This is a genomic window from Candidatus Polarisedimenticolaceae bacterium (assembly GCA_036275915.1).
Lineage (GTDB): Bacteria > Acidobacteriota > Polarisedimenticolia > Polarisedimenticolales > DASRJG01 > DASRJG01.
On sequence record DASUCV010000023.1, the window covers coordinates 44,130 to 55,704 of the forward strand.

Below are 11,575 nucleotides of genomic sequence, written 5' to 3' on the forward strand. Positions count from 1 at the left end.
GGTGAAAGACCTCGGCGCCTTCCTCGCGCACCTTCTCCTGCTCGCCTTCGGCGTGGCGATGGTTCTGAGCGCCGGGCGGCTCGAAGCGGAAGGGCGCCTCGTCGAGGCCAAGCGCACCGCGAGGCGCGGTGGCTGGATGGCCGCGGTCGGTGCGCCGGTCGGTGCGGTCGGCGCGGCGACCTTGCCGGCCTACGGGGCGTTCGTCGCGATCGCACTTCTCGTCTCGGGATTCGCGGCGTGGCTCGCGGGGCTTTCCGGCAAGCCCCGTCCGACCGGATGGGCGGCGGCGGTCTTGCTCTTCGTGGGCGTCGTCGTCGCGATCGCGTCCGTGCGCTAGACTGCGGTCTTCGGCTCGAGGGTTCATTTCCATGAAGAAGATCCGTCAGATCGCCGTCATCGGCGCCGGCAACATGGGGAGCGGCATCGCCCAGAAGGCCGCGACCGAGGGATTCCCCGTCGTGCTCGTCGATCTCGACGACGCCAAGGTCACGCGAGGCCTCGGCATCATCGACGAGACGCTCAAGCAGGGAGTCGAGCGCAAGGTGTTCCGTCCCGACGACGCGAAGGCGATTCGCGAGCGGATCTCGGGCACGTCCGACTGGTCGCGTCTCGCCGACATCGATCTCGTGATCGAGGCGGTGTTCGAGGACCTCGAGGTGAAGCGCTCGGTCTTCACGCGGCTCGAGGAGGTGTGCCGGCCCGATGCGCTCCTCGCGACGAACACGTCGTCGTTCGCGGTGAGCGACCTCGCGCGCGGGATGAAGCATCCCGAGCGGATCCTCGGGCTCCACTACTTCTACCACCCCGCGAAGAACCGCCTCGTCGAGGTGATCGCCGGCGAGGCGACGTCGCCCGAGGCGTTCGACCTGGCGTGGACCGCGCAAGAGATGATGGGCAAGACGCCGATCCGCTCCGCCGACGCGTCGGGGTTCATCGTCAACCGGTTCTTCGTGCCGTGGCTCAACGAGGCCGTGCGCCTGCTCGAGGAAGGAGCCGGCGACATCCCGACGATCGAGGCGGCGGCGAAGACGACGTTCGGCGTCGGCATGGGCCCGTTCGAGCTGATGAACGTCACCGGCGTGCCGATCGCGCTTCACGCCGCGGAGACGCTGGGCCGCGCGTTCGGTCCTCTTTACGAGCCGGCCGCGCTGTTGAAGTCGCAGGTCGCGTCCGGGAAGCTGTGGGACCTTTCCGGGACGGCCGATCCTTCGAAAGCCGACGCCGTCTCCGCTCGCCTTCTCGCGGTGACGTTCCTCGTCGCGACGTCGCTCGTCGACGAGGAGGTCGGCACGATCGAGGACACCGACATCGGCGCGCGCGTCGGCCTCCGGTGGCCGCGCGGGCCGTTCGAGATGATCAACAAGTTCGGCATCATGGAGGCCGGCGATCTCGTCGGCCAGTTCGGGGGCGCGTGGGGGGTGGCCGTCCCCGGCATGCTCTCGCTCCAGTGGCGCTCGCGCACGCCGTTCACCTTCCAGCTCGTCAAGAGCGAGGTGAAGGACGGCGTCGCGACGCTGACCGTCAACCGGCCCGACGCGATGAACGCGCTCAACGAGAAGGTCGTGGCGCAGCTCCACGAGGCGTTCCAGGCGGCCGCTGCCGATCCGAAGGTCAAGGGCATCGTCATCGCGGGAGCCGGCAAGGCGTTCATCGCCGGCGCCGACATCCGCTTCTTCGTGCGCAACATGGAGTCGGGCGATCTCAAGCGCATCGTCGACTTCACGCGCGCCGGGCATGCGCTCCTCCATGACATCGACGCCTGTCCCAAGCCGGTCGTCGCGCGCCTCCATGGGCTCGCGCTCGGCGGCGGGCTCGAGCTGGCGTGCGCGTGCGACACCCTCATCGCGACGCCGCGGGCGAGCTTCGCGTTCCCCGAGACGGGGATCGGGATCTACCCCGGCCTCGGCGGGACGCAGCGCCCGACGCGGCGCATCGGGATCGGTCTCACGCGCTGGCTCGTCATGTCCGGCCACACGCTCACCGCGGACGAGGCGGCCGCGATCGGTTTCGTCGACGCCGTCGTCCCCCACGAGGAGCTCGACGCCGCCTGCCGCCAGGCGATCGTCCGCGGGGCTTCGCCTTCGCCGAAGGCGTCGCTGTCGGCGCGCCACCTCGCACTCGAGGCGTTCTTCGCCGGGAACGACGCCGAGACGCTCCGCCTCGGCAAGGCCGATACCGGCGGCGACGAGGCGCTCGGCAAGGCGATGAAGCGTGTCGGCTTCAAGGCGCCGATCGCCCTCCGCCTCGCCGGCAAGCTCATCGAGAGCGGGGCCTCGCTCCCGCTCGAGGACGGTCTCGCGCTCGAGCTCGCCCATCTCGAGGAGATCTTCTCGACCAAGGACGCGTACGAGGGACTGTCGACGCTGGGGAAGAAGGCGCCGGTCTTCCAGGGGCGTTAGTTGCTCGATCAACTCGTCGAGCTGCTCGCGCGGGCGTTCGACGCGCTCGGCCTCAACGGCACCCGCCTGCGGTGGAAGTGGAACCGGCGGCGGCGCGAGCTGGGCGAGTCCGGCCTCAAGGCCGAGATGGTCGTCCGCTCCACCCAGGTCGCCTACAAGATGTGCCCGTCGTGCCGAGCGCTCGTCCCGCGGCACGTGCGCCGCTGCACCGAGTGCGGGGCGACGCTCGCCGACGTGCGCGCGCCCGGGATCACCCGCGTCATCGAGAACTTGATCCCCGGAGCGACCGCGACGACCGCCGCGATCCTGCTCGCGAACACGCTGATGTTCGCCCTCTGTCTCCTCCGTCCCTTCACGGCCGACGGATACGACCCCGGCCCGCCGTTCACCCGGCTCTTGCGCTTCGACCTCCCGACGCTCGTTCTCTACGGCTCCGGCCTCAGCCCTCTGACGACTCAGTTTCACGAGTGGTGGCGGATCATCACGCCGGTCTTCCTCCACGGAGGCCTGCTCCACTTCCTGTTCAATTCCCTAGCGCTCGTCAGGCTCGGCCCGCTCGTCGAGGAGGAATTCGGGACCGAGCGCCTCGCGACCATCTACGTCGTGACCGGCATCGCCGGCAGCGCGATGAGCCAGCTCGTTCGCCCGGTCCAAACCGTCGGCGCTTCCGGCGCCCTGTGCGGCCTCCTCGGCCTTCTTCTGGTCCACGGCTGGCGCCTCGGCGGTGCCTACGGCTCGCGTCTCAAATCCGTGATGCTTCAGAACACGGTTCTCATGGTGGGCATGAGCTTCCTGCCCGGCATCGACTGGCTCAACCACCTCGGTGGATTCCTCGCGGGGTGCGCGCTCGCCTTGATCGTTCCGTCGGGCTCGTTCCGCAGCCGCGCGACGGAAGGCGTCTGGATCATTCTCGCGTGGCTCTCGATCGCCGCAGTGCTCGCGTCGTTTTACTTCATGTCGAAGCTCGGGGTGCGGGACGTCGGGCTTCTGCCCCCTCGCTTTTTCCATTGAGGCCGCTCCGGATCGGCCTCGCGGGGCTCGGGATCCACGGCCGCCGCTACGCCGATCACCTGCTCGCCGGCGACGTTCCGGGCGCCGCGCTCGGCGCCGTCTCCAGGAGCGACCGCCGCGAGGGATCGCTCTTCGCGCTCCAGAACGCCGTCGCCTTCGCGCACGACCCGCACGAGCTGGCGACTCTTCCGGGGCTCGACGCGGTCGCGATCGCCCTCCCGCCCGACCTGCATCCGCCGGTGGCGATCGCGTGCCTCGAGGCGGGCCGTCCGGTCCTCGTCGAGAAGCCGCTGGCGCCCGATGCCGCCTCGGCCGAGCGCATCGCCCTCGCCGCGGAGCGGACGGGAACGCCGCTCATGGTCGCGCACACGCTGCGCTTCGATCCGCTGATCGCCGCCGTGCGCGACGAAGCACGCCGGATCGGCCGCCTCCGCATGCTCGCCCTCAGCCAGCGCTTCGAGCCGGCGGGACGCTCGTGGATCGACACACCGGGGAGGGGCGGAACGATCCTCAACACCGCCGTTCATTCGTTCGACCTCCTGCGGTTCCTGACCGGCGCGGAGATCGTCTCGGTCACGGGCGCGTCACGGCGCGTCGTGACCCGGGACACCGAGGACGAGCTCGCCGCCGTCGTCACGCTCGAGCCCGGCGGCCTCCTCGCGACCGTCGACAATGCACGCACCACCGGCGGCAGGAGCGGCCGGATCGAGATCGTGGGCGAGCAGGCGCAAGTCCGCGCCGACTTCGTCCACCGGGAACTGGCCCGCATCGAGGGCCGGACGGTCCTGCCGCTCGGGGTCTGGCCTCCGGTCCCGACGGTGGCCGCGATGCTCGCCGCGTTCGTGCGCTGTCTGCGGGAGGACGCGCCGATGCCCGTGACCGCCCGGGACGGCGCCGCCGCAGTGCGCGCGTGCGATCTCGCGTATGCTTCGATTCCCGCCCGGATTGGGCGGGATTGATCTTGACGGTCCTTCGCGGCGGGGTGGATCATCTCAGACCACCAAGCGGATGAGACGCTCCGCTATCGTCTGAGGAGAACGCGCTATGGCCGCAATTGGAGAGCGTCCGATGACCGATCACAACCCGTTCCACATCGCTCAGCGCCAGCTCGACGAGGCGGCAAGGATCCTGAAGCTGGATCCCGCGATCCACGAGTTCTTGCGCTGGCCGGTGCGCGAGATGCACGTTACGCTGCCGGTCAAGATGGACGACGGCACCACGAAGGTGTTCCACGGGTTCCGCGTCCAGTACAACGACTCGCGCGGCCCAACGAAGGGCGGGATCCGGTTCCACCCGGACGAGACGGTCGACACGGTCCGCGCGCTCGCGGCCTGGATGACGTGGAAGACCTCCGTCGTCGACATCCCGCTCGGCGGCGGCAAGGGCGGCATCATTTGCAACCCGAAGGAGATGTCCCCGGCCGAGCTCGAGCGGCTCTCGCGCGCCTACGTCCGGCAGATCGGGCGGATGATCGGCCTGTTCGAGGACGTTCCCGCGCCCGACGTCTACACGACGCCGCAGATCATGGCGTGGATGATGGACGAGTACTCGTTCATGAAGGGCCACAACGAGTTCGGCGTCATCACCGGCAAGCCGCTCGCCCTCGGCGGCTCGAAGGGCCGCGGCGACGCGACGGCGCGCGGCGGCATCTTCTGCGTCCGTGAGGCTGCGAAGGCGCTCAAGATCGAGCTCAAGGGCGCGAGCGCGGCGATCCAGGGCTACGGCAACGCGGGCTCGTTCGCGCACAAGCTCGGCCAGGAGATGCTCGGCCTCAAGATCGTCGCCGTCTCCGACTCGCGCGGCGGCATCGTCAACATGGACGGCCTCGACGCGACCGAGGTCCAGAAGTTCAAGGAGCAGACCGGCTCCGTCGTCGGCTTCCCCGGCAGCAAGCCGATCACGAACGAGGCCCTTCTCGAGCTGAACGTGACGGTCCTGTTCCCTTCCGCCCTCGAGAACGTCATCACGTCCGAGAACGCCGGCCGCATCAAGGCCAAGATCCAGGCCGAGCTGGCGAACGGACCGACGACCCCGGAAGCGGACGTCATCCTGCACGCCGCGAACGTCTACGTGATCCCCGACTTCCTCTGCAACGCCGGTGGCGTGACCGTCTCCTACTTCGAGATGGTGCAGAACGCCTACCAGTACTACTGGGAGGAAGGCGAGGTGCACAAGCGCCTCGACACCAAGATGACCGCCGCGTTCCACGCCGTCCACGACATGGCGCGCCGGTACAACGTCCACAACCGGCTCGCGGCGTACCTCGTCTCGGTGAGCCGGGTGGCGGAGGCGGTGAGGTTGAGGGGCTGGGCCTGATCGTCCCGGTTACTTCGTCTTGGCTTTGTGCTTCTTGGGGGCCGGAGATCTCTTCGGCCCCTTTTTCTGTGCCCGCCGCTTTACCATCTTCGGTTTGGACTTCTTCTTCGCCGACTTCGACCGATGTGTTTTCGCCTTGGCAGCGTGGAATTTCTTTCCCTCGACCACGAGGAGTCGCGGACTATCGAGGGCCTCTGCCATCGCCGCCGCACATGCGGGACAATAGTCTGACACCATGTCGCGCATCCGGCAGCGACCCATCGGCCGGTAGAAGTCGGCGCCGCGCTGGTCGGCATTCCCGAGGCACGACTTGGTGTGGTCCTCGACGCTCGTGAATTCGCAACCCCAGAACGCCCCGAGCGAGAGAAGCTGATCGTCCGGCGGATCGGGATCGCCGTAAAGCTGAACGACCTTGAAGTCATTCTTCGGGTTGTTGTCGATGAAATCCGACCGTGCTGCGATGGCGCGCCAAGGTTCGGTCTTGGCCGCGCGGTCCTCCTTCGTCGCCAAGTTCGGGATCGGCGTGACCTTGTCGTAGGCGTCGCAGCAGATGTACTCGTCGGCAAGGCCCGCGACGACATGTCCCATCTCGTGCGCCGCCGTGACGAGGAACCGATGGACGCTCTCCTTGTGCGATTTCGAGCATGCGACGATTCGTTGGTCGCGCCACGCGTGCGCTGTATCGAGATTCAAGTTGCAAATGACGACGACGAGATCGATATGGGTCCATGGCGCGATCTTGCCCGCGACGTCCATAACAATCTGCGGGTACGGCGTCCCGATGACGTACCGAGTTTTCGTGTCAGTCTTGAAATAGAAGTAGGTGTTCCGCTTTCCGACGCCCGTCGGCGTCTCGTCGGTGATTCCGGACTCATCGGAAACGACCGTGATCTTGTGAAAGCTGAGAGTACTTGCTCGGCTGCGAAACGGCTGCATGTCACGCAAGCCGTGTACGAGCGCGTTGGCCAGCGTGTCGAATTCGCGGAGGTCTTGGTTCGTGTGGAATCCGTCCCCCATGATCACGACGTCGAATGACGACTTCGGCTTCCGACCTGGGTCGAGCGACTGGACGTTCTTGACGTGGCCATGCGGCGCAGGAGTGCCGATCGTGACGGCGAGCGCCGGCGGCGGAGTATTTGGCCTGAATTCGAGCGGAACGAGGCCCGGCATCACGCCAAGGCCGCCGAGTACGATCGGGGGAGGCGCCGCCGGAGGCGGCCCAGCGCCGTATTCGAGGTGACCGAACATGACGGGGGTTCTCTGAACGAACTTCGCAAGGACACCGCCGCCCCTAACCAGGGCTCGGAAGAGCAGCACGAATCGGCCACCGGGAGGAACCGGAATGTAGAGCTTCCGGAATTCGCTCGCGACAGGGCCATACCACCTCTGCAGGGCGTCCGGCATATCGTCACGCGGTGACTCGTGGTAGATGGCGTCGCGCGGGCTGAAGCCATAGCTGGCGATCACGTTGCCAGCGACGTCGATGACCGCTGCCACGAGCTCCTTCACGCCTGCGGACAGCGCGGCCAAGTTCGCATCCGTGACCCGTGGAGATCGCGGCTGCACTCCGCCCGGTGCCCGTTCCGCTCGTGCCGCCGCCAAGAGACTGAACGCGGGATCGCCTTCACTCACCAAGAGCGCGAGAATCGGATTGGAAGCCATGTCACTGACCCTCCCACGGAGGTCGGGACAAAGGAAAACGATCGCGATACGAGAGCGAGACGAGGTTGTACGCGCAGAGAAAATCCGGCACGGTCGTGAGGTCGGAACCGCCGTTGGCATAACCGATCGACATCGGGCAAAGGGAGCATCGCGCGAGGTACCGGCACTCGGCACACTTTCCGTAGGTCGAACGTTTCGACTGCTTGTCGTGAAAGAGACCCGCGGCACGAACCGCGTCGGGGAACATCGGGAGCCGCTGGGAAACTTCGGGCGTCCGGACATCGCCGAGGCGCAGCGGGGCCAATCGCTCGCGAAGTCCGGGGGACGGAAACGACTGATACGACTCCGCGAACATGAGACAGCCGTTCGTCTGACCGTCGACGTCGACCGCGAGCCGCTCGCCGCGCATCACGCCGCACATGGTGATCCGCTTGGGCCGCGGAACGCGCCTGGCCCGACCGGACTTCCGAAAGGCGACCAGAGGCACGCGGCCGGTTCTCGCGTAGTGCCTCACCGAAGCACGGAAGACACGTCGGAACTGGGCGCGAAGATCCTCGATCATTTCCGGCTTGAAGTACGGATCGGGCGTCACCTTCGCCGAGACGCCCAGCTCCGGCACGTCCTTCGCGAGAAAGTACTCGACCGAATCGGCGAACCAAGGAATCGTCCGTGGCACGAGAGTCATCGCGATGCTCACGTGATCCTCGTACCAGGGTCCGGCGCGCTCGCGCATCTCGTCGAGGAGCGCGTCCAGGACTCGATGCGTTCCCTTCCCGCGAAAGATCTGCATCTGCGGCACACCGTCGAAGCTGAGCTGGACGTCGAACGCGTTGGAGCTCAGAAACTCGATCGCCTCGGATGTCATCGACATGCCGTTGGTCAGAAGGGACAGTTGCACGCGCTGGGTGGGTTTGCGCCGCGCCTTCAGGTAGTCGACGGCACGCCGAATCGTGTCGAACTCGAGCATCGGCTCGCCGCCGAAGAACACGATTTGGACGCGAGGCTCGGACGACCCGAGTGCGAGGTCGAGCGCCGCCTGTGCGGTCTCCCATTCCATGCTCTTGGCCTTCTTGTCGTCCTGGAAGCAATACCCACACTTCAGGTCGCAGCGCGACGTGAGAATCACGTCGACCGTTTTCACGCGCGAAATGCTGGGGTGCGGACCCTGCATCGGCGTTGCCGTATCAGTCCTTGATCGGCGGCGGACAGTCTCCGCCGACCCAGCGCATCGGACCGCCGAGAGAGTCACCCGACTTGTTTGATTCGAGCTGTTTCGAAACCCCCTTGAGCATTGCCGCTGCTTCCTTCAACACTCTCTTCAGATGCTTGGCCTTCTTCTTCGACGCGGATGACCCGCTGCGTCTCGTGGTGCCAGGCCGCGCGGCTTTCTTCTTCGCTTGTTTCTCCATGACAGTCCTCCATGGCCCAAGCGGGCCACACACCCGGCCGCGCAGAAGCGCGGATTCGGTTGAAAAACCTCTTAACGGTGGTAGCGAATCCTTGGTCGATGCGAACGACGTCAGAAGGTTCCTGGCGGCGCCTCGAGGATCCAGACGTCCCCACGCGTCTCGGAGATCATGCTCACGAGCATACGCCCGTTGCGATCCAAATCGAAGAGGGCGCTCGATGGATCTGTACCCGTCAGGGGTGGCGAGAGGGCTGCCGCGCGTCCAGTGCCAAGGTCGACCCTGCGAACGTCGAACGTCGAGCCACCCCAGACGCCGGACGCGAAGAGCCCGGAGGGCGGGGCGAGCCAGCGCAGCCGCTGGGCGTCCGCACCGTGGGTGACCCTGCGCAGAGCTCTTCCGTCGATCTGCACGACGAAGATTTCACCGATCCCGTCGATTTTCCGCACGAACGAGATCGACCGTCCGTCGGGCGACCATTCGGGTGATGAGTCGAAGTCGGGGCCGGATGTGACGCGGCTTGCCGTACCGATCGCCCGCCCTTCTGCCACCGCTTCGACCCAGATGTGCGGAGTTCCCCCGCGCTCCGAGACGAACGCGAGCTTGGCACCGTCCGGCGACCACGCGGGCTGGATGTCCGCAGCCGGGTCATCCGTGAAGCGAATGGCCTCTCCGCCGCGCGACGACATCAGCCAAATGTCGCGCTGGCCGTCGACGATCCTCCAGAACGCAAGCCATCGCCCATCGGGCGAGACGCGCGGAAGCGCGGCGTTCCATTCGGTCAGCCGCTCGACGGGACCGGTCGGCTTCCCATCGGCGATCGATTGAGCGGCAAGGCCCATGACACCGCCCCAACGGCCTGAGCAGAAATAAACGCGAGTGCCATCGGGAGCGATCGCGGGTGCGGTTTCATACGCGGGAGAGCTCAGCCGGACTTGCGAGCCGGTAATCATGTTACGCAGTCCGACGTCTGCGTCGCTGTTGAAGCTCGTGAAAGCCATGCGCCTTCCGGCACGGTCGATCGTGGGAGTCGTTTCGGGTCCGGTGCCGTAGGTCAGTCTCTCCGGGGAACCGCCGTTCGCGGAAACACGCCAGAGCGCAAGCGTGCCGTCGCGCATCGATCCGAAGTAAACGTGCGTTCCGTCGGAGGAGAACGCAGGACGTGTGTCGGCCACGACGCCATCTGTCAATTGGCGCGCCGTGTGCGCCGTCGGGTCCGCGATCCAGATGTGCGCGGAATCGGCGAACACGATCCTCGTGGCGTCTGGCGACCATGCAGGGTCAAATTGCCCCCATTGCCCGACGCCATCCTTGGTGAGCGGACTGGCCGCCTCCGGCGCCGCGACCGGCGCGAGGTAGATGCGCGGGTCGCCGTTCGCGGGCGTCCGCATGAACGCGATCCTTCTTCCGTCGGGTGAGACCGCCGGTCCGTCGGCATCAGGGACGACGAGGGTTGGCGACCCCCCGAGCGCTGGGACTTTCCACACGGCGTCACGTCCGCCGCGATCAGAGACGAAAGCCAGAGCGGAGCCGTCCGGAAACCATGTTGGGCGTCGGTCGGCGGCGGGATCGCCGGTGAGACGCAGCGGGTTACCACCGTGGGCATCGATGAGCCAAATGTGTGAGCCGCCGCCCTCGTCCGAGGCGTAGGCGATGAGCGTTCCGTCGGGCGAGATCGCCGGATCGTGCTCCGTCCCCGGCGCTGACGTGATCTGGCGCGGCGTCCCGAGAACCACGGGCGCAGGGTCGCCACGATGCCACGCGATCCACGCCGCCACCGCGAGCGCCAGCGCTCCACTGGACGCCAAGATCACGGTCCATGACGCCCGTCGACGCGAACCGAATTCCTCCTCGGGATCGAAATCACCCGATGCTCGGCGCCGCTTCAGGGCCCGCACGTCGGCGAGCATGTCTCGGGCGTCCTGGTAGCGCTCTTCCGGACGCCTTGCGATCGCTTTGCGGATGATCCGCTCGAGCGCACGAGGCACCGCGTAGTTGAGCCGTCCGATCGCGACCGGCTCCTTGCGCTGGACCGCTTGATAGACGTCCCACTGCGGCGTCGGCGAGAAGGCCGCCTTGGCCGTGCACATCTCGTAGAGAATCACTCCTAACGCGAAGATGTCGGTGCGCGGGTCCGGCTCCGCGCCGAGGAGCTGCTCGGGCGACATGTACGCGATGGTGCCGACGATCTTTCCTTCCTTCGTGAGCTGCGAGCTGTTCGTCGATTGCTGGCTCGCCTCCCCCTCCGCGCTGAAAAACCGAGCTAGCCCAAAGTCGGTTAGCCGAGCCCGGCCATCCTTGCCGATAAGAACGTTGCCGGGCTTGATGTCGCGATGCAGGACGCCCTTCGCGTGCGCCGCTCGCAGCGCGTCGGTGAGATCCTCGGCGTGCACGATGATCTCGTCGACCGGAAGCGGCTCGCCGCCGGACAACACATCCGTCAGCGTGGCGCCGTCGACCCACTCCATCGCGATCCATGGCAGGTCGCGCTCTTCGAAGACCTCGAAGACGGGGACGATCGTCGGATGCGTAATGCGAGACGCCGCCTTCGACTCGCGGAGGAACCGATGACGGCTGACCGGGTCGGAAGCGAGGTGCGGCCACGGGCACTTGAGCGCCGCGTCCCTGCCGAGCCGGACGTCACGCGCGTGGAAAACGATTCCCATCCCGCCGGAGCCGATCTCCGACAGGACCTCGTAGTGCTGGACGCGATCGCCCGGCCGAGGGAGCCGGGGGTCGTTCCCGCCGTCAGCGGTCAGATGAGAGACCTCCTGCAGCCGA

9 protein-coding genes are annotated in these 11,575 nt (G+C 66.9%); 5 read left to right on the forward strand and 4 right to left on the reverse strand.

Translation table 11 applies throughout. From position 1 onward, the window contains the following. Nucleotide 1: 1 nt before the first annotated feature. The 5 genes from VFV19_19195 to VFV19_19215 all read left to right on the forward strand — a co-directional run bounded on the left by VFV19_19195 (nucleotide 2) and on the right by VFV19_19215 (nucleotide 5,726). Nucleotides 2-337 (forward strand): hypothetical protein, encoded by a 336-nt coding sequence (locus VFV19_19195; GenBank protein HEX4826434.1) that lies wholly within the window; start codon nucleotides 2-4, stop codon nucleotides 335-337. Between the two features lie 31 nt (nucleotides 338-368). Further along, on the forward strand, nucleotides 369-2,399 hold the full coding sequence (locus VFV19_19200; protein ID HEX4826435.1) for a 3-hydroxyacyl-CoA dehydrogenase/enoyl-CoA hydratase family protein: 2,031 nt from the start codon (nucleotides 369-371) through the stop codon (nucleotides 2,397-2,399). Next, nucleotides 2,400-3,410, forward strand: a complete 1,011-nt coding sequence (locus VFV19_19205; GenBank protein HEX4826436.1) for a rhomboid family intramembrane serine protease — start codon at nucleotides 2,400-2,402, stop codon at nucleotides 3,408-3,410. It begins immediately after the preceding gene. Next, nucleotides 3,407-4,369, forward strand: a complete 963-nt coding sequence (locus VFV19_19210; protein HEX4826437.1) for a Gfo/Idh/MocA family oxidoreductase — start codon at nucleotides 3,407-3,409, stop codon at nucleotides 4,367-4,369. Before VFV19_19205 ends, VFV19_19210 begins: the two co-directional genes overlap by 4 nt. A gap of 109 nt (nucleotides 4,370-4,478) precedes the next feature. Then, on the forward strand, nucleotides 4,479-5,726 hold the full coding sequence (locus tag VFV19_19215) for a Glu/Leu/Phe/Val dehydrogenase (GenBank protein HEX4826438.1): 1,248 nt from the start codon (nucleotides 4,479-4,481) through the stop codon (nucleotides 5,724-5,726). Nucleotides 5,727-5,735: 9 nt separating this feature from the next. Here VFV19_19215 and VFV19_19220 read toward each other — a convergent pair whose 3' ends face one another. The 4 genes from VFV19_19220 to VFV19_19235 form a co-directional block, all read right to left on the reverse strand. Further along, nucleotides 5,736-7,256 (reverse strand): M64 family metallopeptidase, encoded by a 1,521-nt coding sequence (locus VFV19_19220; GenBank protein HEX4826439.1) that lies wholly within the window; start codon nucleotides 7,254-7,256, stop codon nucleotides 5,736-5,738. A gap of 133 nt (nucleotides 7,257-7,389) precedes the next feature. Beyond that, nucleotides 7,390-8,529 carry a radical SAM protein gene (locus VFV19_19225; protein ID HEX4826440.1) on the reverse strand — a complete coding sequence of 380 codons (1,140 nt, stop codon included), beginning with the start codon at nucleotides 8,527-8,529 and terminating at the stop codon, nucleotides 7,390-7,392. Nucleotides 8,530-8,572: 43 nt separating this feature from the next. After that, entirely contained in the window at nucleotides 8,573-8,797 is a 225-nt protein-coding gene (locus VFV19_19230) for a hypothetical protein (GenBank protein HEX4826441.1), read from the reverse strand. A 110-nt stretch (nucleotides 8,798-8,907) separates the two neighbouring features. Further along, nucleotides 8,908-11,571 (reverse strand): protein kinase, encoded by a 2,664-nt coding sequence (locus VFV19_19235; GenBank protein HEX4826442.1) that lies wholly within the window; start codon nucleotides 11,569-11,571, stop codon nucleotides 8,908-8,910. Between the last annotated feature and the right edge of the window lie 4 nt (nucleotides 11,572-11,575).